General features: G+C 71.8%; 15 protein-coding genes, 4 pseudogenes and 1 riboswitch. Of the genes and pseudogenes, 11 read left to right on the top strand and 8 right to left on the bottom strand.

The features are described from left to right. Positions 1 to 302 precede the first annotated feature (302 nt). The gene (locus tag JF597_RS02215; protein WP_293987844.1) at positions 303 to 3,536 is read right to left on the bottom strand and encodes an alpha-L-rhamnosidase; all 3,234 of its coding nucleotides are present in this window, start codon (positions 3,534 to 3,536) and stop codon (positions 303 to 305) included. A 204-nt stretch (positions 3,537 to 3,740) separates the two neighbouring features. Here JF597_RS02215 and JF597_RS02210 point away from each other — a divergent pair. Continuing rightward, a pseudogene (locus tag JF597_RS02210) lies at positions 3,741 to 3,963 on the top strand (F420-dependent methylene-tetrahydromethanopterin reductase); the annotation flags it as partial. Here the strand turns inward: JF597_RS02210 and egtA are convergent. Together egtA and JF597_RS02200 are read right to left on the bottom strand one after the other, a co-directional pair. Then, complete coding sequence (gene egtA, locus JF597_RS02205; protein WP_293987841.1) at positions 3,923 to 5,203, bottom strand: ergothioneine biosynthesis glutamate--cysteine ligase EgtA; 1,281 nt, start codon at positions 5,201 to 5,203, stop codon at positions 3,923 to 3,925. The pseudogene JF597_RS02210 and the gene egtA overlap by 41 nt on opposite strands. Positions 5,204 to 5,382: 179 nt before the next feature. Next, complete coding sequence (locus tag JF597_RS02200) at positions 5,383 to 6,198, bottom strand: DUF427 domain-containing protein (RefSeq protein WP_293987838.1); 816 nt, start codon at positions 6,196 to 6,198, stop codon at positions 5,383 to 5,385. Between the two features lie 287 nt (positions 6,199 to 6,485). Further along, positions 6,486 to 6,599, top strand: a riboswitch (SAM riboswitch). 36 nt (positions 6,600 to 6,635) lie between these two features. Between JF597_RS02200 and JF597_RS55435 the strand changes: the two genes are divergently transcribed. From JF597_RS55435 to JF597_RS02170, 7 genes and pseudogenes are all read left to right on the top strand, one after another. Further along, complete coding sequence (locus tag JF597_RS55435) at positions 6,636 to 6,752, top strand: putative leader peptide (protein WP_366916370.1); 117 nt, start codon at positions 6,636 to 6,638, stop codon at positions 6,750 to 6,752. Positions 6,753 to 6,982: 230 nt separating this feature from the next. Further along, the gene (locus JF597_RS02195; RefSeq protein WP_293987835.1) at positions 6,983 to 8,605 is read left to right on the top strand and encodes an ABC transporter substrate-binding protein; all 1,623 of its coding nucleotides are present in this window, start codon (positions 6,983 to 6,985) and stop codon (positions 8,603 to 8,605) included. Between the two features lie 3 nt (positions 8,606 to 8,608). Further along, complete coding sequence (locus tag JF597_RS02190) at positions 8,609 to 9,568, top strand: ABC transporter permease (RefSeq protein WP_293987832.1); 960 nt, start codon at positions 8,609 to 8,611, stop codon at positions 9,566 to 9,568. After that, a complete protein-coding gene (locus tag JF597_RS02185) occupies positions 9,565 to 10,488 on the top strand; it encodes an ABC transporter permease (protein WP_293987829.1) in 924 nt (307 codons plus the stop codon). Before JF597_RS02190 ends, JF597_RS02185 begins: the two co-directional genes overlap by 4 nt. Beyond that, the gene (locus tag JF597_RS02180) at positions 10,485 to 12,215 is read left to right on the top strand and encodes an ABC transporter ATP-binding protein (protein WP_293987826.1); all 1,731 of its coding nucleotides are present in this window, start codon (positions 10,485 to 10,487) and stop codon (positions 12,213 to 12,215) included. Before JF597_RS02185 ends, JF597_RS02180 begins: the two co-directional genes overlap by 4 nt. After that, a pseudogene (locus tag JF597_RS02175) lies at positions 12,212 to 13,030 on the top strand (LLM class flavin-dependent oxidoreductase); the annotation flags it as partial. The gene JF597_RS02180 and the pseudogene JF597_RS02175, both read left to right, overlap by 4 nt. 249 nt (positions 13,031 to 13,279) lie before the next feature. Then, positions 13,280 to 13,634 (top strand): annotated as a pseudogene (locus JF597_RS02170) (NAD(P)H-dependent oxidoreductase); the annotation flags it as partial. Between the two features lie 87 nt (positions 13,635 to 13,721). Here the strand turns inward: JF597_RS02170 and JF597_RS02165 are convergent. Beyond that, complete coding sequence (locus tag JF597_RS02165) at positions 13,722 to 14,795, bottom strand: NADP-dependent oxidoreductase (RefSeq protein ID WP_293987823.1); 1,074 nt, start codon at positions 14,793 to 14,795, stop codon at positions 13,722 to 13,724. Between the two features lie 100 nt (positions 14,796 to 14,895). Between JF597_RS02165 and JF597_RS02160 the strand changes: the two genes are divergently transcribed. Beyond that, positions 14,896 to 15,813 (top strand): LysR family transcriptional regulator, encoded by a 918-nt coding sequence (locus JF597_RS02160; protein ID WP_293987820.1) that lies wholly within the window; start codon positions 14,896 to 14,898, stop codon positions 15,811 to 15,813. Positions 15,814 to 16,495: 682 nt separating this feature from the next. Here JF597_RS02160 and JF597_RS02155 read toward each other — a convergent pair. Further along, positions 16,496 to 19,213, bottom strand: coding sequence for an AAA family ATPase (locus JF597_RS02155; RefSeq protein WP_293987818.1), 2,718 nt, complete (start codon positions 19,211 to 19,213; stop codon positions 16,496 to 16,498). Between the two features lie 202 nt (positions 19,214 to 19,415). Continuing rightward, positions 19,416 to 19,916, bottom strand: a complete 501-nt coding sequence (locus JF597_RS02150) for an SsgA family sporulation/cell division regulator (protein ID WP_293987816.1) — start codon at positions 19,914 to 19,916, stop codon at positions 19,416 to 19,418. A gap of 682 nt (positions 19,917 to 20,598) precedes the next feature. On the opposite strand from JF597_RS02150, the gene JF597_RS02145 reads away from it, so the two are divergent. Continuing rightward, a complete protein-coding gene (locus tag JF597_RS02145; protein WP_293987814.1) occupies positions 20,599 to 21,267 on the top strand; it encodes a nitroreductase in 669 nt (222 codons plus the stop codon). Positions 21,268 to 21,285: 18 nt separating this feature from the next. Here the strand turns inward: JF597_RS02145 and JF597_RS02140 are convergent, their stop codons facing one another. After that, positions 21,286 to 22,191: a sigma factor-like helix-turn-helix DNA-binding protein gene (locus JF597_RS02140; RefSeq protein ID WP_293987812.1), complete on the bottom strand. Its 906-nt coding sequence runs from the start codon at positions 22,189 to 22,191 to the stop codon at positions 21,286 to 21,288. 230 nt (positions 22,192 to 22,421) lie between these two features. Here JF597_RS02140 and JF597_RS02135 point away from each other — a divergent pair, with 230 nt between their 5' ends. After that, entirely contained in the window at positions 22,422 to 22,649 is a 228-nt protein-coding gene (locus JF597_RS02135) for a DUF5133 domain-containing protein (RefSeq protein ID WP_293987809.1), read from the top strand. A 60-nt stretch (positions 22,650 to 22,709) separates the two neighbouring features. Here the strand turns inward: JF597_RS02135 and JF597_RS02130 are convergent. After that, positions 22,710 to 22,891, bottom strand: a pseudogene (locus JF597_RS02130) (MarR family transcriptional regulator); the annotation flags it as partial.

Genomic DNA, 22,891 nt, shown 5'->3' with positions numbered 1-22,891 from the left:
TCCTGCGCCGCCGCCGCGGGCGCGGTCATGCCCGCGGCCAGGGCGATGGTCGCGGCCGCCGCGAGGACGGGCCGCCACCATCGGCGCCAACCGGGTCTCGCAGCCTCTGAACCGATCCGATCACTCCGCACCGCGGCCTCCAGAGCGACTGAGCAATCAACACCAAACAGACTCGGGCAAAGTCGAACAGTAAGGGGGCGCAAGCCTCAACACAATGGGGCGGGAGCGAACAACTGTGGTGTGTGGCGGCGAGGCGGACGCGTGGGTGTGCGGTCCGCCTCGCGGTCCAGGACGAGCCGGTGTCAGGCGGTGAATTCGTGGGTGCCGGAGCCGACGCGGTAGACCGCGCAGCCGTCCTCCTGGCGCAGGAAGGTCCCGTGCGTGTGGGTCACCTTCTTCGGCGTGTCCGTCGGGATCCAGACCTCCGCGGTCGTGTTGGGCGGCACCGTGCAGGTCAGGGTGAAACGGCCGGACCGCTGCCGCCACTTGGTGGCGACGGGACCGTGGACCGAGGTGAAGCGGGCTTCGGCGGTGGTGACGGCGCCGCCCGGACGGGGACGGACGATGATCTCGCGGTATCCGGGCCGGCCTGCCGCGATGCCGGCGATGTTGGTGTACATCCACTCCCCCACCGAGCCGTAGGCGTAGTGGTTGAAGGAGTTCATGCCCGGGTCCTGGAAACTGCCGTCGGGCCGGATGGAGTCCCAGCGCTCCCACATGGTGGTGGAGCCCCGGTCGATCTGGTAGCCCCAGCTGGGGAAGGTGCGCTGCTGCAACAACCGGTAGGCGACGTCGGTGTGCCCGGTGTCGGAGAGGACGGGCAGCAGCCGGGGCGTGCCGAGGAAGCCGGTGGACAGGTGCCAGTCCCGGGCCTCGATCAGGGCGACGAGGCGGTCGGCCGCGGCCTGGCGCAGGGCGTCCGGCAGCAGGTCCATGGACAGGGCCAGGACGTACGCCGTCTGCGTGTCGCCCTTCACCCTGCCGTCGGCGGTGACGTAGGCGCTCCGGAAGGCGGCCCTGGTCCGGCCGAAGAGGTCGCGGTACGCCGCGGCGTCCGCGTCCTCGCCGAGTTCCGCCGCCATCCGGGCCGCGAGGTCGGCGCTGTGTGCGAAGTACGCGGTGGCGATGACGTCCTTGGGGGTCTCGTCGTCGACGTTCAGCCAGTCGCCGTATCCCTCGGCGGGGCGCAGCAGTCCGTCGCTGTGCTGCTCCAGATACGTCAGCCAGTCCCGGACGGACGGCAGGGCGTCCGCGATGACCTGGCGGTCGCCGTAGGCCTGGTAGAGGGCCCAGGGCACGGTGACGCCCGCGTCGCCCCAGCCCGCGGTGCCGTTGCCGAGGGTGCCGACCACCGGGGCCACGTCCGTGAACGCACCCGCCGAGGTCCGCGAGTCCCGCAGGTCGACGAGCCACTTGGACAGGAACCGGGCCGACTCCATGGTGTAGGCGGCGGTGGGCGAGAAGACGTTGATGTCGCCGGTCCAGCCCAGCCGCTCGTCGCGCGCGGGAGTGTCGGTCGGCACGGAGAGGAAGTTGCCGCGCTGACCCCACGTGATGTTGTGGTGCAGCTGGTTCAGCATCGGCACGTCGGTCTCGAAGTCCAGCGTGAAGGGGGCGTCCGTGTGCATGACGCGCCCGGTGACCGCCTCGGCCGTGGGGGTGCCCGGGAATCCGGTCACCTCGACGTAGCGGAACCCGTGGAAGGTGAAACGCGGCTCGTAGACCTCCTCCCCGCCGCCCTTGAGGGTGTACGTGTCCGTCGCCGCCGCGCTCCGCAGGTTCGCGGCGTAGACCGTGCCGTCGGGGTTGAGCACCTCGGCGTGTCTGAGCCGCACGGTCGTGCCCGCGTCCCCCGACACGCGCAGCCGTACCGAGCCGACCATGTTCTGGCCCAGGTCGAACACGTACACGCCGGGCTTGGGCTGGGTCACCCCCTGCGGGGTCAACTCCCGCTCCACGCGCACCGGGCCGTCCACCTGCGCGACGATCAGCGCGGGCCCGATGTCGCCCTCACCGCGCGCGCCGGGCCAGTTCGCGTCGTCGAAGCCGGGCGAGGTCCAGCCGGAGGTCTCCCTGCGGGCGTCGTACGTCTCGCCGTTCAGCAGGTCGGCCGCGACGATCGGCCCGGTGGCGGCCCGCCAGTCGGCGGACGACGTGACGCGACCGCTCGTGCCGTCCGCGTACTCCACCTCCAACTGCGCTCGCAGGGCAGGGTGTTGGCCGTACTGCCCGGGTCCGAACATGCCCACGTTGCCCGCGTACCAGCCGGGTGCCAGATACGCCCCGATGGCGTTGGCGCCCGGCCGCAGGAGCGCGGTGACGTCGTACGTCTGGTACTGGACGCGCGTGCGGTAGTCCGTCCAGCCCGGCGCGAGCTGGTCGTCGCCCACGCGGCTGCCGTTGAGGTGCGCCTCGTACAGCCCGAGCGCCGTGGCGTACAGGCGGGCGCGGGTCACCTTCTTGCGCGGGAGTCGGAACTCGTGCCGCAGCTGGGTGACGGCGTACGACACCGGGACGACCCTCCCCCACGGCCCGCCGCCCCAGGCGGCCGCCACCCTGGCGGCGGGCCAGCCCCCGTCGTCGAACCCCGGCTCACGCCAGCCGTCGGCGGGTTCCGTGTCCGTGGCCTTCCAGGCGGCGTCGGTGAACACCTTCTGCTCGCCCGCGGCGGTGCGCACCACGAGGACGGCGACGAGTCCCGCGGGACCCACGGTCGCGTTGGTGGCCGAGACGCCGATAACGTTGTCGCCGGCCTGCACGCGGTCCAGGACGTCGATCACGGCCGGGCGGCGCCAGTCCTCGTTGTCGGTGTCGAGGTCGGTGTGCGCCACCTCGACGCCGTTCACGGAGACGGCGTACACGTTGTCCGCGGTGATGGCGAGCGTCGCCGACGTGATCCCGGCGGGCAGTTCGGCGGTGCGGCGGAACCAGCGGGTGGCCGCGGGCACGCTGCTCGTCGGGTCGCCCTCGGGGAACCAGATCCACGAACCGCCTTCGAACGAGGGTGCGTCGGTGAGGCTCGCCGGTGCCGAGATCCAGTCGGCGGTCCACTGTCCGGTCCCCATCAGCCCGGTCTCCCACCAGGAGGGCGCGCTCCAGCCGGAGACCCTGCCCTCGCCGTCCCACACCCGCACGGACCAGTGGTAGCGCGTCCGGGACTTCAGCGCGGGGCCGGAGTACGGCACGAGGACGGACTCACCGGAGGCGACCTTCCCGCTGTCCCAGACGTCCGGGCGGTCGAGCTTCGAGGCCGTGGTGGCGACCCGGACCTGATAGGCACTCTGCCGCACGTCCACCCGGCCGGAGACCAACGGCCAGCTCAGCCGCGGGTGCTGGACGTCGAGGCCCAGGGGGTGCCGCACGTACTCGACGGTGGGCGCGGCGACGCTGAGCCCGTCACCCGCCTTGCCCGAATGCGCCTGTGCCTGCGGCTGCGGCTGTCCGGAAGCCGACGCCGGCGATGCCGACACACCGCCGGCCGCGGCCGCAGCGACGGTGGCGGCCGCGCCCGCGAGAATGTTCCTCCTGCTGATCATTTGCGACTCCTCACTCACACGGATGAAACGAACCGACGCCTGAATCGATTCAATTCGGAGGGGCGTGGGTAACGTAGAAGCCGGGCGAGGCGGGGGTCAATCGTCGTGCAGGGATTTTCGTGACTGGATCCATCCGGAATCGCCGTGGGGACGAGCGGCGAACAAGTCGCGGACCACAGTGATTGAACGGTTTCAATGCTCGGTCGGTCTGCTCGCTTCGGGCGGCACGGCGTGGCCGACGGCTTCAACGTCTCACGCCGTACCTCGCCCCCGACGGTCTCGACGACATCGTCGACCTGCTCGTCCCGGACCTGCCGGAACGCGGCGTCTACCGCACCGGGTACTCCGGCAGTACGCTGCGCGAACACCTCGGCCTGCGCGCCCCCTCACCCACCGCGCTGCTCCCGAGCGACGCCGGGCGGGCTGAGCACGTCGTCGGCCGGGCAGCGGCCGCGTCGGACGTAGCGGTCGGCGTGGGCCGCGACGGTGTCCATGACCCTGGTGCTCGCGCCCAGCCGGGGCAGGGCCTCCAGCGCCGCGGTGAAGCAGGTGACGGCGGCACGCCGCAGTCCGGGGTCGGCGAGTCCGTGGCGGGCCGCGGCGGTCCACAGCGGGTTGTGCGGTGCCGGGGCGCCGGCGGTCCGTTCGGCCAGGGGCGCCACGGCGCGGTGCGCGATCGCGGCGGCCTCCGGGTCGTCGAACAGGGCCGTGACCACCGCGAGCGGGACGATCCACCCGTCGTGGCCCGGCTGTGCGTCGATCATGCGCAGTTCCAGGTGCCCGCGCGGCCTGACCGGGGGAAACAGCGTGCTGATGTGGTAGTCGAGGTCCGCGCGGGTCGGGGGGCGCATGGAGCTCGAGCGGGTCCACTCGCGGAAGCTCACGCCGTCCGGCACCTCCCAGGGGCCGTCCCGGCGTACGCACATCACCGGCGCGTCGAGGACCCGCCGGACCCAGGCGTGGCGCGGGTCGTGGGTCAGGGAGGGCCCACCGGCCCGGCCCGGGTCGAGTTCCGTCCACTTCAGCTGCCGGGTGGACAGCCAGCCCGTGGCACGGCCCTCGGCCATCGGCGAGTTCGCGAACGCCGCGACCAGGACCGCGCCCAGATGGTGCGCCAGCCACCAGCGGCGCGCGAACCCCATGACGCCGGGCTCCTCCCGGCCCGCGTCGAGGCACACCTGGACGGAGGCCGACGTGCACATGAGGGTGCGCCCGGCGGAGCCGGTACGGTCCAGGCAGGCCTCCATGGCGTCGTAGCGCCGCTCCCGCAGGAACCGGCGAGGGCGCTGCCAGGGATCGACGCCCATCCCGGCCAGGGCCAGGCCGCGCTCGCGCAGTGCGGTGCGCACCGCGGCCAGATCGGCGGAGATCTCCGAGACGCAGACGGCCAGCGACGGGGCCGGCCGGGAACTGAGTTCCACCTGGCCGCCGGGCTCGACGCTCAGCCCGGACGTCAGCGGGAGGGTGCGCAGGTCGGCGTGGGCCGCTGCCAGCTCGTCCCGGGTCACCGGGTCGTGCGGCGCACGCTCCCGGTGGACGAGCCATTCCACCTCGACCCCGACGCTGCGCGGCGGGCCGGTCTTGAAACAGATTCCCTCGACCAGCGCCTCCGCCTCGTGCTCGGTAAGGGCAGGACCATCGATGCCGCACTCCGGTGAAACCGACATCCGGGAGCCTCCTGAGCCGCCTCAGGGCCGTCGGGGATCCGACGTCCGGTACGCGTACCGCCGTGCCTGCTGCCAGAGTCCGCCGTCCCGCGCTGTCATGACAAGAGCGCACTTTCCAGACGACTGGGCACGCGGCAACCGGTCCGCCCGCGGGGACGGCGGCGGCGCTCGTCCGCCCGTCAGGTGCGCTGCTGCTCCGTGAGCGCCTTGGTGAAGTGGGTGACGGGACGCGCCACCCGTTCGCCGTCGAGGGTGATGTCGACGGCCTCGTTGTAGAACGCGAACAGCCCCCGGACGGCGCCGACGGCGGGCAGCGGGTCCGGATAGCTCCAGACGACGTCGGGCGGGACGTCGGCCTCGCCACGCCACGACCAGTACTCGGCGGTGCCCTTGTACGGGCAGCCGGTGTGGTGGTCGGTGGCTTCGAGCAGGTCGAGGCGGACGTCCTCGGGCGGGATGTAGTAGCGGGTGGGCAGGCCGGTCTCGAAGAGCAGCACGGGGCGGCGGGTGTCCGCGACCACCGTGCCGTCGATCTCGACCACGAGGTGGCGGCTGCTGGGGATGGCGTCCACCCGCTTGTGCGGGTCACGGGGGTGGACGAAGATCTCTTCCTCCTCCTCGTACCAGTGGTCGAGGCCCCGCCCGACGCGCCGGAACCACTCGAAGGCGATGTGGTCGGCCAGGTCGGCGGCCGGGAAGGTCCAGGCGGCGTTCTCCAGCAGTTCGCCGTCGACCTCGACGTCGTAGAAGATCCGCGAGCCGGTGTGGGTGCCGGTCGGCGGGTTCCTCGCGGGACGCAGGAGTTCCTCGCGGACCTCCGCGCGCGGGAACGCGTACAGGGGTACCGGAACACCGGGCTCCCAGACGAGGACGGGATGGCGGCTGTCGACGACCGTGACGTCGCCTTTGCGGCCGCGCACCCAGCGTTCGCTGGGCTCCCACAGGAGGCCCTCCGGGGTGGTCCGCACGGCCTGTGCGGTGGGGAACGTGGTCATGGGCGGCTCTCCTTCGGCTGGTTCACACGGTGACCGCGGCGACGTCGGGGCGGTGCGCCGCCAGGCGGCGAGCTGCTCCGGACGGCCGAAGACCCGCAGGGACTCCTCGACGTCTCCACTGGCACGCTCCCACACCGGGACGGGTTCGACGTCGCGCCCCGGCGGTCGGTCGAGGGCCGTTCCTCCGCTGGACGTTCGCGCGACGGCCGGTGAGCGTACCGTCCGCGACAGCCACGGACGATGTGCGGCATTGACGTACGACAAAACCGATCCGTAGCATCGCCAACGGCATTGAGTGTCAGCGTCAAGCCCTGGCTCGCTGACCGGCAACCCTCCCTCGCGGTGGGGTGCTCCAGGTGAAAGCCCGGCGGGGTCACCGACGACTCCCGCAAGCGCGTGGCTCCTTGACCGGGGCCGGAGAGACGGGGAGGTTCGGCATGCGGCACAGCGACGACCCTGCTGCCTCCCCCGCCGACGCCACGGCGTACTCCCGGCTCTCGCGCCGGCGCCACATCGATCTGAAGCGCTCGACCAGCTGCCTCTGTCGCGCCTGACCGGCCCGGTCGCCGCCGGCTGACCTCCGTCACCGGCCCCGGCCGCTGCGCGCCGTCCGCGCGCTCCTTGTCCCCTCGCCACCGGTTCCCGGTGCCGTCCGCATGCCAACGCCCCTGTCCGCACGGCGCATCCCCGGCCGGAGCCGATCCGCCCGGGCCGCACACATTTGCACGCCCCCGCGCACCCGTGCGCGTCGTGCCTCGGTGACACGAGTAGGAGAACCCCGTCCGTGACAGCACTTCCTGCTTTCAGACCCTCCCGATGGGCGCCCCTCGCCGCGCTCCTGACCACCAGCGTCCTTCTGACCGCGTGCGGTTCGGGCTCGGGCGACGACAGCTCCGGCGGAGGCGGCCGGGCGAAGTCCGGCGGCACCCTGACCTTCGCGGTGGGCTCCGACGCCGGCTGCGTGGATCCGCAGCAGGTCGCCAGCAACGACACCATCTACTCGGTGCGCCAGATCGTCGACTCCCTGACCGACCAGGACCCGAGGACCGGCAAGATCGTGCCGTGGCTCGCCAGGAGCTGGGACATCAGTGCCGACGCGACGACGTTCACGTTCCATCTGCGCCCGGGTGTCACCTTCAGCGACGGGTCGAAGCTCACCGCCCAGGTGGTCAAGGACAACTTCGACGCGGTGCCGAAGCTCGGCGCCCTGGGCACCCTCGCCGAGGGCTACCTGAGCGGTGTCAGGAGCACCACCGCGGTCGGCCCGCTGACCGTCAAGGTGACCTTCAGGCAGCCCAACGCCCAGTTCCTGCAGGCGACGTCGACCCACTCACTGGGAATCGAGTCGTCGGCGAGCGTCAGGAAGTCCCCGCAGCAGAAGTGCAGCGAGGGCGTGGTCGGGTCCGGGCCGTTCGTGCTGAAGCAGTACGTGCAGAACCAGTCGGTCACCCTGGGCAGGCGCACCGGGTACGACTGGGGCTCCGCGCTGTGGTCGAAGAAGGGCGAGGCCTACCTGGACAAGCTGGTGTTCAAGGTCGTGCCCGAGGCGGGGGTGCGGGCCGGCAGTCTGCAGTCCGGGCAGGTGGACGCCATCAGCAGCGTCGGCAAGGCCAACGAGGCCGCGCTCAAGGGCGGCCACGTCACCCTCCGGAGCCGGGCGAACCCCGGTGTGGTCTTCGGCCTGGGGCTCGACAACGCGCTGCCCCTGCTGAAGGACACGAAGGTCCGCCAGGCGATCTCGGCCGCCGTCGACCGCAAGCAGATCGCCGACACCGTCTTCCCGACCGGCACCCAGCCGGCGACCAGCATCCTGGCGCACACCACACCCGGCTACACCGATCTCTCCTCCGGCCTTGCCTTCGACGCGGCCCGGGCCGAATCCCTGCTGGATCAGGCCGGCTGGAAGGCCGGCGGCGACGGCATCCGTACCAAGGGCGGCAAGAAGCTGACGCTGACCATCAGCTGGTTCCCCAACGCGGCCACCAACCAGCCCGCACTGGAGCTGGTCCAGCAGCAGCTCAAGGCGGTCGGGATCGACGTGGTGCTCAAGCAGCTCCCGGTCACCCAGTTCGCCACCACCGTCCAGTCGGGTGACTTCGACGTGGTGTGGGGGAACACGACCCGCGCCGACCCGGACATCCTGCGCAGCTCCTTCTCCACCCAGCTGGGCAACTTCTACCACCTGCCCGCCAGTTCACTGGACACGGCACTGTCCGCGCAGGCCGCGACCACGGACACCGCGAAGCGCAGGCAACTGGTGGGCGAGGCACAGCGGTTGATCGTGCAGAACGCGTACGACGTACCGGTGGTCGAGCTCCAGACCCAACTGGGCGTCGCGGACAGGGTGCACGGCCTCGCCTTCGACTCCGGCAGCCGCGTCCAGCTGCACGACACCTGGATCGGCTAGCCGATGCGCCGCTATGTGATCAAACGGCTGGTGCAGGCGGTCGGAGTGCTGTGGGCGGCGTACACGGTGTCGTTCCTGGTGCTGGACTTCCTGCCCGGTGACCCGGTCTCCGCGATGGCGGGTGCCGGGATGGACACCGGGCAGGTCGACCCGGCCCAACTGGCGGAACTGCGGCACGAGTACGGCTTCGACAAACCGGTTCTGGTGCAGTACGCGGAGTATCTGGGCCGGGCGGTGCGCGGGGACTTCGGCGACGCGGTCTCCACCGGCCGCCCGGTGACCTCCACCCTGGCCGACGCGCTGCCCCAGACGCTCCAGCTGACCGGTGCCGCACTGCTGCTGGCGGTGGTGCTCGGCGGCGGGCTCGCGGTGGTGGCGACGTACACCTCGCGGCGGTGGCTACGCCAACTGCTGCTGTCACTGCCCCCGTTGGGCGTGTCGGTCCCGACGTTCTGGGTGGGTCTGCTGCTCGTCGAGGCGTTCTCGTTCAAGCTGCACTGGTTCCCGGCGTTCGGCAACGACGGGCTGAAGGGACTCGTGCTGCCCGCGCTCACGCTGGCGGTCCCGACCGGCGCACTGGTCGCCCAGGTGCTGGCGAAGAGCCTGCTGACCGCGCTGGACCAGGCCTATGTGGAGACCGCGCGGGCCAAGGGCGCCGGCCGGTGGCGGGTGCATCTGCGGCACGCGCTGCGCAACGCGTCGCTGCCGGCGCTGACGGTCGGCGGCCTGCTGGTCGGGCAGCTGATCGCCGGTTCGGTGGTGGTCGAGACGGTGTTCTCCCGCGACGGTCTGGGCCGGGTGACCGCGGGGGCGGTCACCACCCAGGACATCCCGCTGGTCCAGGGGGTGGTGGTGGTCGGCGCGCTGATCTTCGTGGCGACGAACCTGCTCGTGGACCTCGTCTATCCGCTGCTGGACCCGCGGATCGTGGTGGCCTCGGAAAGAAAGGCGAGCTTCGCATGAGTCAGAGCCTTGTCGACGACCGGGCCGAGGCCGCCCTCGGCCTCGCCCGGCCGGTCGGGGACGGAACCCCCGCGGAACCCGGCCGCCCCGCCGGGATCCGCCGGGTGCTCCGCTTCCTGCTGCGCCGCCCGGGTCTGCTGCTGTCCGCCGTCGTCATCGTGCTGGTGGTGCTGGCCGCATTCTGGCCGGACCTGTTCACCTCGCAGGACCCGCTGAAGGGGGTACCGTCCCAGAACTTCCGCGGCCCGAGCGGCAGTCACTGGTTCGGCACCGACGAACTCGGCCGCGACGTCTTCTCCCGGGTGGTCCACGGCGCCCAGCTCTCCCTCAAGGCCACGTTGATCGCGGTCCTGGTGGCGTTCGTGGTCGGCGGCCTGCTCGGCGCGGTCGCCGGGTTCGTGGGCCGCTGGGTGGACGACGTGCTGATGCGCTTCGTCGACGTCCTCCTCGCCATCCCCGCGCTGTTCCTGTCGCTGGCGCTGGTCACCGCGCTCGGGTACGGGACGGTGAAGGTGGCCGTCGCGGTCGGTATCGCCAGTGTCGCCTCCTTCGCGCGGGTGGCGCGGGCGGAGGTGCTGCGGGTGCGGCAGGCGGTGTTCGTCGAGGCGTCCCGGTCCTGCGGCGCCCGCTGGTACTCGGTGCTCGGCCGGCACGTCCTGCCCAACGCGGCAGGGCCGGTGATGGTGCTGGCCACCCTGGACTTCGGCTCCTCGATCCTGGCAGTGTCGGCGCTGAGCTTCCTCGGCTACGGCGCACCGCCGCCCGCCCCGGAGTGGGGGACGTTGATCTCCGACGGCCGCAACTACCTGGCCAATGCCTGGTGGCTGACCGCGCTGCCCGGTCTGGCGATCGCCGCGACGGTGCTGGCCGCCAACCGCATCGCGCGGGCCCTGGACGGCGAATGGGCGCGGCAGCGATGACCGACGACGCACACAAGAACGACGACGCACACAGAAGCGTCGACGCACGCGAGAACGGTGAGGACGTGACCACACCACTCCTGGAGATCCGCGGCCTGTCCGTGTCGTACCGCACCCGGGGCGGCACGGTGCCGGCCGTGCGCGGCGTGGACCTGGACGTATGGCCGGGGCAGGTGACCGCCGTGGTCGGTGAGTCCGGTTCCGGCAAGAGCACCACCGCGCACGCCGTCACCAGGCTGCTGGCGGCGAACGGCACCATCGACGCGGGCACGGTCCGCTTCGGCCGGCACGACCTGGCCACTCTCTCCGAGGCGGAGCTGCGTACCGTGCGCGGTGCGCAGATCGGACTGGTCCCGCAGGATCCGACGGTCTCGCTCAACCCGGTGAAGCGGATCGGCGAGCAGGTCGCCGAGGTGCTGCGCATCCACGGCCTGGCGACCCGGCGTGGGGCGGCGGCCGAGGCGGTCGCCGTCCTCGACCGGGCGGGGCTGCCCGACGCGGCCGTCCGAGCCCGGCAGTACCCGCACGAGCTGTCCGGCGGCATGCGGCAACGGGCCCTGATCGCGGTCGCGATCGCGGCGAAGCCCCGGCTGATCATCGCCGACGAGCCGACCAGCGCGCTGGACGTCACCGTGCAGCGGGTCATCCTCGACCATCTCCAGCACCTCACCGAGGAGTCGGGCACCGCGATCCTGCTGGTCACCCATGACCTCGGGGTGGCCGCCGACCGGGCCCAGCGCCTGGTGGTCATGGAGCAGGGCAAGGTCGTCGAGGCGGGCGAGACCCGGGCCGTCCTCGCCGACCCGCAGCACGAGTACACCCGACGGCTGCTGGCCGCCGCCCCGAGCCTGACCACGGCCCGCCCTCGTACGCCGGTCTCCACCACCCCGCCCGACACGGCGCCTCCCCTGGTCGAGGCACGCAACCTGGTCAAGGAGTTCAGGCTGCCGCGGGCCGGCGGCGAGGCCCGGACCCTGCGCGCGGTCGACGACGTCAGCCTCACCCTGCGGCGCGGGCAGACCCTCGCCCTGGTCGGGGAGTCGGGCTCGGGCAAGTCCACCACCGCCCGGCTGGTACTGCGCCTGACCGAGGCGACCTCCGGGCAGGTGCTGTTCGACGGCACCGACGTCACCATCGCCGAGGGCACCGAGGTCAGGGCGCTGCGCCGGCGTGCCCAGCTGGTCTACCAGAACCCCTACGCCTCACTCGACCCGCGCTTCTCCATCGGCGAGGTGATCACCGAGCCGCTGCGGGCGTTCAAGGTCGGCGACCGCGCCACCCGGCTCGACCGCGCCCGCGAACTGCTCGACCGGGTCGCACTGCCCGCCGCGACACTGGAGCGCCGCCCGGCGGAACTGTCCGGCGGCCAGCGCCAGCGGGTGGCCGTCGCCCGTGCCCTCGCCCTCTCCCCCGACCTGGTGGTGTGCGACGAGCCCGTCTCCGCGCTCGACGTGTCCGTGCAGGCCCAGGTCCTCGACCTGCTGGCCGAGTTGCAGGCGAACACCGGCGTGGCGTACCTGTTCATCTCCCACGACCTGGCCGTCGTACGGCAGATCGCCCACCAGGTCGCCGTCATGCGGGCCGGCCGGATCGTCGAGACAGGTCCGCCCGAGGACCTGTTCTCCGCGCCCCGCCACGCCTACACCCGCGAGCTGCTGGCGGCTATCCCCGGCGGCCGTGTTCCCTCCCCCGCCACGGCAACCACCACCGGTCAAGGATCAGCATGAGGACTCCCGCCATCACCTCCCTGGCCTTCCTGACGCCCGGCAACTTCGCGGACGACGACCCCTGCACCGGCCTGGAGGAGACCCTCCGGCTGTTCGAGTACGGCGAGCGGCTCGGCTACGACGGCGCCTGGATCCGGCAGCGCCACCTCGAACACGGCGTCGGCTCGGCGGCCGTGTTCCTCGCCGCGGCCGGGCAGCGCACCGAGCGCATCGAACTGGGCACCGCGGTCATCCCGATCGGTTACGAGAGCCCGTTCCGGCTCGCCGAGGATCTGGCGCTGGCCGACGTCCTGTCCCGGGGCCGGCTCCAGATCGGTTTCAGCACCGGCATGCCGCACGCCGAGCTGCTCGGCGACCTGGTGTACGACGGCGACTGGCGCGGCTTCGACCTGTCGTACGGCAGGATCGCCCGGGTCGTGGAGAACCTGCGCGGCGACTACCTCGGCGGCCCGGACACCGTCATCCACTCGCCGGGCAACGTCCAGCGCCCCCGGCTGCAACCGCACAACCCCGGGCTGGCGCAGCGGATCTGGTACGGCGGCGGCAGCCTGCGCTCGGTCCGCTGGGCCGCCGGGCAGGGCCTGAGTCTGCTGTCCGGGAACATCGTCACCGGCGAGGGCACCGACGACTTCACCACGGCCCAGCTGAACCTGCTGTCGGAGTACCGGCACGCGCTGCCGCCGGACCGTACGCCGCGCGTGGCCGTGGGCCGGGTGATCGTCCCCCTCGACAGCGCCGACGCCGCCACCCGTGCCCGCTACCGGGCCTACGCGGCGAGCCGCCACGAGCGGACCCTCGCACCGCAGGGCCCCAAGCACATCCTCTTCGCCCCGGACGTGGTGGGCACCGCCGAGCAGATCCTGGAGCGACTGGCCGCCGACCCGGTGCTCGCCGAAGTCCACGAGCTGCGCCTGGAGTTGCCGTACGAGTTCCACCGAGGGGAGTACGAGCAGATCCTGCACGACATAGCGGCACCTCGTCGCCCCCGAGCTGGGCTGGCGACCGGTCGCTCCGGCGGTTCAGGGGGCGGCCCGTTGAGTGGCCGTCAGGGGGCGGGCGTGCGTTTGTTCGAGCGGGCCGAGGGCGTGGTGATCGGCACGCCGATCAACAAGGCGGCCTACTCCGGCCTCCTGAAGTCGCTGCTCGACCTGCTCCCCCAGTACGCACTGGCCGGCAAGACGGTGCTGCCGCTGGCGACCGGCGGCAGCACGGCGCACGTGCTGGCCATCGACTACGCGCTGCGCCCGGTCCTCAGCCATGGGCGCGGCGCACATCCTGCCCGGCTGGTGCACGCTCGACAGGGACATCTCCACGGACACCGACGGCCGGCTGACCGTCGCCCCCGCGTCGGCCGAGGTCACGGACCGCTTCTCGACGGCGCCGCACGGCCGGACAACCCACCTGGCGGCCGCGGGCTGAGTCCGGGCCGGGCCGAGACGGCCGCCGAAAGTCGTCTGCGGCGCCGGTTGACAGGGGTAGTTCGCCAGGCCGGGAGCCGGAACACGGTCAGCCGCTCGGCATGCGCGTCGACGGATTCCTCGTCTCCGGAGTTCGCACACCGCTGAGCGGAAGGGCCTCTGTATGGTCCCGCACGATGATCTTGCCGGTGTTCTCGCCGCGCAGCATTCCGAGGAAGGAGTCCACGATGTGCTCGAAACCGTCGACCACCGTCTCGTCCGGAGTGAGCCGGCCGCTCTGCAGATGCGGCACCGCGAACTCGTACAACTCCTCTTGCACGTCAAGGTAGTTGCTGACCAAGAAGCCCTCCATGCGGATGCTCTTCTCCACGATGTCCGCGTAGTCGAAGCGCGGCAATGTCGCGTCGGGGGTGTTGTACTGGCTGATCGTGCCGACGCGGACGATGCGCCCGAACTCGCGCAGCGCTCCCACCGCAGCTGCCAGTTGCTCGCCGCCGACATTGTCGACGAACACGTCGATGCCGTCCGGCGCGACCTTGCCGAGCAGATCGGCGGCGGGGCCCTCGTGGTAGTCGAAGACGGCGTCGTAGCCGACCTCCCGCACCAGGTGGGCGGCCTTCGCCGCCGAGCCCGCGCAGCCCACGAGCCGTCCGGCGCCGAGCAGTCCGGCGAACCGCCCGGTCGCCGTGCCGACCCCGCCCGCCGCGGCCGACACGAACAGGTCCTCGCCCTCCCGGAGCCGCGCGATCCGGGTGAGGCCCACATAGGCGGTCAGGCCGGTGCCTCCGAGCGTGCTCAGGTACGCGGTCAGGGGCACCCCGTCGAAGCGGGGCAGCCGACGGACCTCCTCCGGAGTGACCACCGCGTGGGTGCGCCAGCCCTGCCGGTGGAAAACCATCTCTCCCGCGGCCAGCCGAGGCGTGCGCGAGGCGACGACTCGCCCTATGGCGCGGCCCTCCAGCGGTGCGTCGAGCACAAAGCCGCCGGGCACGTCGTCCATCATCTCGCGGTGATACGGGTCGACGGACCAGTAGAGGTTCTGCACGAGCACGCTGCCGACCGCGGGCTCGGGAAGCGGGGACTCCACGAAGGCGAAGTGCGCGGCGGTGGGAAAGCCGTGCGGGCGGGCGGTCTGGTGCACGGTGAGCGCGGTCCCGTTCATGCCCGGACCGTAGAGCGGGAATGCGCCGCCCGGGCAGCCGGTTGGGCTCATGCGTCATGCCGTTCCATGAGCAGGTCTCATACCGGGAGGTGAACGCCCCATGGCCCACACGACCGACTCCGATCTCGCCCCGCGGGAACTGCGCGTCCTGGTCGCGGTCGCGGACACCGGCGGGTTCTCGGCCGCGGCCGACACGCTCGGTCTGACCCAGTCCGCGGTGTCCCACTCGGTTCGCGGCAGCGAGCGCAAGATCGGTGCCGTCCTCTTCGACCGCGGCCGCACCGGTGCCCGCCCCACCCCTGCCGGAGAGAAGGCCGTCGCGCACGCCCGCCGCATCCTCCGCCTGCTGGACGTCCTGACCACCGAGGCACGGGGCGCGGTCCGGCCCGATGCCGTCGAGGGACCACTGCGGATCGCGGTCTTCCGCAGCGCGGCTCTCCACCTGCTGCCGGCCGTCCTGCGGCGGCTGCGCGCCCGGCATCCCGGGATCGAGCCCAGAGTGCGTATCGTCCGCGAGGTGGGACGGGGCACCATCGGCGAAGTGGCCGACGGGAGAGCCGACATAGCCATCGCCACACTGGGAGGGTCAGTACCGCTTCCTCCGGGCCTGGTCGCGCGGGGACTGCTTGACGAGCCGTACGCCCTGGTCCACCCGGCGGGTCACGCCGCCCCGCGTTCGCTGCCGCTGGTCGACTGGGCCGAGAACTGTGGCTCGTACACCCGCGACTGGTGGGCGGCGCAGGACTGGATCCCGAAGGCGGCCGTCGTGGCCGAGGACGACGGAGCGGTACTCTCCTTGGTGAGCGGAGGTCACGGAATGGCGATCATGCCGGCGCTCTCCCTGGTCGGAGCAGCGCACTCGGTCGGGATCACCGATCTCGGCCCCGAGCGCCCGACACGCCAGGTCGGCTATGTCACCAGCCCGGAACTGGGCGGATCCTCGGTCGTGCGCGCCTTGGTGCGAGAGCTCCGAGCGACGGTCCCGCCGGGTGTGAGCCTCCTCGGCGGCGAGGCTTGATCAGGTCGGGTGCGGGACGCGGGTGTGACCGGCAGCGGTCGACGACGGCAGCGGCCGGGTCGGCCCGGCACCGCCTGCCGCGTCGATCCGAACCATGGGCGAAACAGCGAACGTGTCCGGACTGTGGTACCGGCGCCGCCCGTCCAGGCGTGACCGGCCGACGGACGCGGGCGGGTGAGCACCTCGGTGGATGTGCCGCGAATGTGATCGACGGGGCACTGGGACGGCCGGGTGGGGCGGCCCGGCCGGACCGCCCGATTCACCGCGGCGGGCCGACTCCTCCTCGCCCAAGCCCGCCGGATCCTCGACGTGCACGACGAGGCGGCGCGCCGGGTGCTGGGCTCCTGATCGGCGTTGGTCATGAACATCGTCGCCACGGTCTGACCGACGACCAGTGGAAGGCGCTCGCGCCTCTGCTCCCGGCCGGGGAGCGCGCCCCCTGTCCGGAGAGGCTGCGCGATCAGTTCGACGGGGCCCGCCGCTCCACCTACCGCGAACGGTATGGCTCGACCGCCGCTGCCTCCCGGGGCGTGGAACAGCGCGCCGGGTCTCCGTTCTGCATGTGCCTCAACGGCGTGGCGCGGTCGTCCGGAGGCACAGTCCCGGGCCCGTGGTCGTGACTGCGAAACGGGGCTGGGCCGTCATCCGCCTACCGTCCCCGGACCTCCCGGCGCCGTAACCGTCAGACGTCCGACATGGCCTGTTCGTCCGGCAACTCGGCGAGGGCGGCCGCCAGCTTGCCTCGGCCGGTGATGCCGAGGCGCGGATAGATGCGGTACAGGTGGGCTCCGACGGTGCGGTGCGAGATGAACAGGCGCTGGCCGATCTCCCGGTTGCTCAGCCCCTGGGACGCCAGCACGGCTATCTGCATCTCCTGGGCCGACAGCTGGTCGCCGGTGTTCGCGTGCCGTTGGCCGCTCGACTCGCCGGTGGCACGCAGCTGCTCGCGGGCCATCTCGGCCCAGGGCCGCGCGCCGACCCGGTCGAACTCGGCACGGGCCAGCCGAAGCGGGTGCCGGGCGTCGACGTTGCGGCGTCGGCGGTGCAGCCAGCGGCCGTGGTGCAGCCGGAGCCGGGCACGGGACAGCGTCCAGTGGGCCGGCAGTGCGGTCAGGGCCGCGGCGTAACGCTCCTCCGCGGTGTCGTCCGGAGCCAGCACCGCGTCGGTGTAGGCGTGCGCCACCACCATCATTTCCGAGGGCAGCCGTCCGGCCAGCTCCGGAAGATCGGCCAGTAGGTCCCGGGCCTGCCGCACGGTGCCCGCGGCGACCGCGGCATCCGCCAGGTCCGGCGCGAGCAGCCAGCGGCTCACCGAGTGGTAGTGCGGATCCGCGGGGTCGAAGGCGCGCGCCAGAACGTCGTACGCCTCCGTTGCGCGGCCGTCGAAGAGCGCGAGCAGGCCGTCGGTCTGCTGTGCCATCACGGTGACGAACGGCATTCCCGGGAACAGGCCGTGCGTGCGCAGTTCGCCGGTCGTCCGCGCCGCCTGCTCGACTTCCCCGCGCAGCGCCGCCACCAGGCCGGCCGTAGCCTTCAGTCCCAGCCAGACGATCCACTCCCCGGTCTCCTCGGCCAGGGCCAGCCCTTCGGCGGACTCCTCGCGAGCCCGCTCCAGCCGACCGAGGTAGACCTGCGGCCAGCTGGCGGCCAGGGAACGGGCGAGCAGGCCGAGCCGGCCCTGCGAACGCCATGCCGCGGCGGCCGACGCGAGGTACTGGACGGCGCGACCGACGTCGCCCGTCACCATCGCGCCGCTGCCGAGGAAATGCAGGATCCGGCCGTCCTGATGGTCTGCTCCGACGGCGTCGAGCCGCGCGATCACGTCGGCCCCGTGCCGGTACGGCTCGGTATAAGCCCGCACCGCGAGCACGTGCGGGGCGTTCGGATCGGGATTCCACCGGTCGAGTTCCGCTGCGGCCCGGGCGCGCACCTGTGCGTCGCCGTCCTGGAAGAAGCACCGCGCGCTGGCTCGCCACAACAGGTTCTCCGCGACGTCTGCGGCTCCCGCGTCGAAAGCTCCGGCCGCCGCGGTGACCATGTCCTGGATCCGTCGCTCCGGCTCGCCCGGTTCGAAAGCAGCGCTGTCCGACACCACCATCAGACGAGCCCGCTCGACCGGGTCCAGCACGCTCATGTCGACGCGATCCAGCAGCGCCTGGACGCTGATGCGGTGGTTGATCTCGCCGGACAACTCGGCCGCCCGGACCAGGATGCCGGTGCGGCGCTGCGCATCGAGGACAAGGTCGGCCGCCTGACGCAGCGCCGGGACGGCAGCGGCCGCCTTCCCGTCGGCCTGCGAGGCGTCGGCGAAACGCTCGAGCCGGGCGGCCAGCTCCTCGTCCGGTCCGATCGTGGCCGCTGCCTCGTGGGCGAGTTGGCGCTCCGGGGTGCCGTCCATCACCGCCGCGAGGGCACGGTGGGTGGCCAGCCGATCGGCGAGTGTCGCGTGGGTGTAGATCGCCGTGCGCATCAGCGGATGGCGGAACTCGGCGGTGAAACCGACCAGGGTGACCAGATCCGCGTCGACCGCCTCCTGCACCGCGTCGACGGTGACCGCCGAGCCGCAGAGGCGGCTCGCCAGATCCAGCAGGAGGTTCAGGGGCGCGGCCGGCTCAGCGGCGAGGACCAGGAGCAGCGTGCGGCACTCCCGGCTCACGGCATCGGTACGTGCGGAGAACGCGTCCTCCAGCCGCTGGGTCAGCGGCAGGTCGTCCAGCTGCGCGGTCACGCCCTGCACGGCCTTGGGCAGCTCCACCAGGGCCAGCGGATTGCCCGCGGCACGCTCCAGGATCAGGGCCCGCAACGGCGGCGGCAGGTCGGGCGCGACGGTGTCGAGCAGCTCGGCGGCGGCCGGCCCGGTGAGCGGTGGCAGCGGCAGGTCCCGGTGTCCGTACGACTCGGAGTACTGGACCCGGGCGCCGGCGATCACCTGTATGGCGAGGTCATGGATGCGCCGGGCGACGAACTTGAGCACGTCCCGGCTCGAGGAGTCGATCCACTGCAGGTCGTCCACCAGCAGCAGGAGCGGCTGGAGGCCGGCCTCGTCGGCGAGCAGTTCAAGCACGGCCAGCCCGACCCGGTAGATCTCGGACTCGGCATCCCTGGCACTGAACGCGGCGCTCAGTGCCGACCGGTGCGGATCCGACAGGTCCTTCATGCCACGGGCGACAGGCTGCAGCAGCATCTGCAGTGCGGCGAACGGCAGCCACTGCTCGGGCTCCACCCCGGAGGTGCGGAGCACCTTGAAGCCGCTTTCGGCGGCCTCGGCCCCGGCCGTGCGCAGCAGAGCCGACTTGCCGACGCCGGCGGCGCCGTGCACCAGCAGTGCACCGCCGTGCCCGGCCGCAGCGTCCGCGAGCAGCCCCCGCAGGGTGCGCAGTTCCTCGTCCCGCCCGATCACACGCGTGCGGATCCTGCCGTCTGCGGGGCTCGCGGCATCCCCGTCCCCACCCGTGCGCCCGCGGGATGCTCAGGCGCCGGACGACGACTCGTCGGCACGGCAAGCAGGGGGCACAGCACGTGAAGCTTCTCTCCGCCAGGGGGGTGTTCCGCTCAGCATGCTACTAGCCGAGGGCGGCCCTCCCGTCGGTGAGGGTGGAGCATCAGTCGAACGACTCTTTGCCGGCGAAGCTCTCCAGCCCCGGAAAGCTCCCCTCCTGGCCGAGGGGCACGACGTCGAAGGTGGATGTCAGGAATTCGTCGATGACCACCGCGGACGCGGCGACGACGAACGTTTCCCGCCCCGACCGGAACGACAGGTACACCAGTCCATGGCCGCGGATCTCGTCCGGCCAGACCTGCACATCACCGAAGCCGTCGAGCCGCCGCCTGCCGGAGGCCAGGAGCTCACGGCCGAACTCCCACTCGACGACCGGATCACTGCCCGCGTTGAACGCCATGAACACGGAATACGGCTCCGCGCTGTCGTAGCGGAGATCTGTCGTGACCGGCAGCGCCGCACCCTCTTCGAGAAGAGCCACGACCGTTCGGCATGTCACCGGCTCGGGCTCGTCACCCCGCCTCGCGTGGCCGTCCCACCGGTGCCTGCCGGCTCCGTGAGCACATTCCGGCCCGTCGTCGGTGTCGAAGACCTTGCCGCTCATGATGCGTCCTTTCTCGTCTTCCCGGCACGACGGCTGCGGATCGGCGTCCACAGGGCCGCGCACAGGGCGTGGGCCGGCTCGGAAGGTCCTCACCTGCTCCGGTGGACCTGGTCACTACGAGGGTGGAACGGGCCGAGGCCTCCATGCATCAGTCAAGTGACTGCGAGGGCACGACTCGGACCGGAGCGCGGCTCCTCAGCCCAGGGTGACCGGCTCAAGTGAAACCGTCTCGAATGCGCCTATGGCTGTATTGTGACGTCGTGACCATCCACGCACCCCACGGAGCCGCCCCCTCAGCCATCCCGCGCGCCACCGACCATCCCCGGAACGCCTCACCCTTCGCCTTCGCCCTGCTGTTGCGGCGGGCGCATGGGCGGGTGGCCGGGGTGATGACGGAGGCGCTGCGTCCGCTGGGACCGGCGGGTACGGGCGGTGGAGATCACGCCGCGGGGTCTCGAGCTGTTCGATGCGGCGCATGTGGCGGCGGAGCCGCTGGCCGAGCGCCTGGTGGCCGGCCTGGGGCCGGGTGAACGCGAACAGCTGACCGGACTACTGGCAAGGCATGAACAGGCCAACCCCCACTCCGCAGACACCACCCCTGCTCGCCCGAGATAGTATTGACCGATACAATTGCAAGTGAGACGATCCTGGAGGTGTCAAGGAAAAAGAGGTGCAGGCGATCATGAATGTCTACGAGGCTGTCGCGAGTCGGCGCGCCGTCCGCGGATTCACCGACCAGCGGGTGCCCCGGGAGGCGCTGGAGCGGGTGCTGTCCGCCGCGGCCTGGGCGCCGTCCGCCTCGAACCTCCAGCCGTGGCACGTCTACGTACTGACCGGCCGCCCGCTGGCCGAGCTCAAAAAGCGTTCCGGCGCACGCATAGCCGCGAGCGACCCCTGGGACGAGCCCGAGTACGAGCAGTACCCTCCAGCCCTCAAGAGCCCTTACCAGGAGCGCCGATCCGCCTTCGGCGAGCAGCGCTACGGCGCGCTCGGCATTCCGCGTGCGGACCTGGAGGCGCGGCAGCGGGCCGCCGCCGCGAACTGGGACTGCTTCGGGGCACCCGCCGCCCTGTTCTGCTACGTCGACCGCTGCATGGGCCGGCCCCAGTGGTCGGACCTGGGCATGTATCTGCAGTCCGTGATGCTGCTGCTCCGCGCCGAAGGGCTGCACAGCTGCGCGCAGATGGCCTGGGCGAAGTATCACAGGACCGTCGCGGAGGTCCTGTCGCCCCCGGACGAACTCCTGCTCTTCTGCGGCATGTCGATCGGGCACGAGGACGTCGCGGCAGGCCAACCCCGTATCGGCCGGGCGCCACTCGAGGAGACCGTCACGTTCGTCGACGGCTGCTGACCCGTCGGCGCCCGGCGATCAGAGCGAGCCGGGGTCCGGGCCGGTGGGGGGCTGGTTCCAGGACCGCAGCTTGTCGGGATTGAGGACAACCCACACCTGCGCGACACGGTGCTCGGCGATGTCGAGGCTGATGACGGCGACGACCTGGCGGTCGTATCGGGCGATGAGGCCGGTCCGCCCGTTGACGGAGTGGGTGGTCAAGGTGGTGCGGGGGTGGCGGGCCAGGAGTGTCAGCAGGCTGTGGGCGACCTGACGGCTGCCGTGTACCGGTCTGCTCAGTGCGCGGACCTTGCCTCCGCCGTCGAAGAACGCCGTGGCGTCCGGGCACAGCAGCGACTCGAGCAGTTCGGCATCCTCGTCGGCACAGGCCTGGCGGACGGTGCGGGCGAGGAGATCCTGTTCATCGGGAGGGGTGGCGCGCGAGCGCTGCATCCGAAGGCTGCGGCGGGCACGGTCGGCGAGCTCGGCGCACTCGGGCTCCGGGCGTCCCACGATGTCGGCCACCGTGTCGGAGGCCATCCCGAAGACGTCGTTGAGCACGAACGCCGCCCGCTCGGCCGGCGAGAGGGAGTCCAGCGCGTTCAGCAGAACCCGGCTGACCTCCTTCGCCAGGCCCGCCTGAGCGTCCTCGGCGTCTCCCGGTTCCGTGGGATGCTCCGCCGTCCGGTACCGCTGACCGCCCATGCCACGACGGGGGCGGGCGAGCAGGCCCAGGCAGATCCCGCCCGCGGTCGTCGTGAGCCAGCGCCGGGGAGCGGTGATCCGGCCACGCTCCGCGTCGGACAGCCCGTACCACCGGCGGTAGCTCTCACCGACCACGTTCTCCGCCTCGCGAAAGTCGCCCAGCATCCAGTAGGTGACTTCCAGCAGGTGCCGCCGCTCGTCGAGCAACTCCGCGACCGGTACCGCGTCAGCATCGTCCATATGGCTTCCTCCCCCTCACCAGGCCCAGCGCAACACAGACATTCACGTTCCTCGGCACAATCCTCTGACCGGGAGACCGGGCACGCAGGCGTCGTGTGACATCACCCGTCTCCCGCGGTCACACGTCTCAGGAAATCGTCAGTCCTGAGCGCATGTCGTCACACAAGCCGGGGCCAACCGGTCTTCCCTCACGCCGGTGTGACACGAACGTCGAAGGGGAGGGCCTGGCTGTGCTCGTTGTTCCGGATCCGAAGGTCGTCAGAGGACTGCTGACCCGGTACGCGTGCCTGCGGATCGCGCTCGCCGAGAACGAGGGGCGGGAAAGGGAGCGCGAGCTTGAGGACGTGAGTTACACGCTGTGCATCACGATGGGTACCCGGAGCGTGGACGAGGCCATAACGGCCGCGGACACCCTGCTCGTGGCCGGGACCGGGCGGGGCGGTGCCGTCACTCCGTAGGAAACCGTCCCCGTCCGTTTCGATGCGGCCGTGTGCGCACCGGTCCCCGTCCGGGCGTGTTCATGCTCTGCCGTCGTCCGCCGGGTGCGCGAACCGGGTCAGCAGTCCGGTCAGCTGTTCGCGTTCACCCGGCCCCAGGCCGGCCACCAGGCGCTCGGCCAGCGGCTCCGCCGCCACATGCGCCGCATCGAACAGCTCGAGACCCCGCGGCGTGATCTCCACCGCCCGTACCCGCCGGTCCC

Source organism: Streptomyces sp. (genome assembly GCF_019510245.1).
Taxonomy (GTDB): domain Bacteria; phylum Actinomycetota; class Actinomycetes; order Streptomycetales; family Streptomycetaceae; genus Streptomyces.
This window is presented reverse-complemented; position numbering and strand designations above follow the sequence as displayed.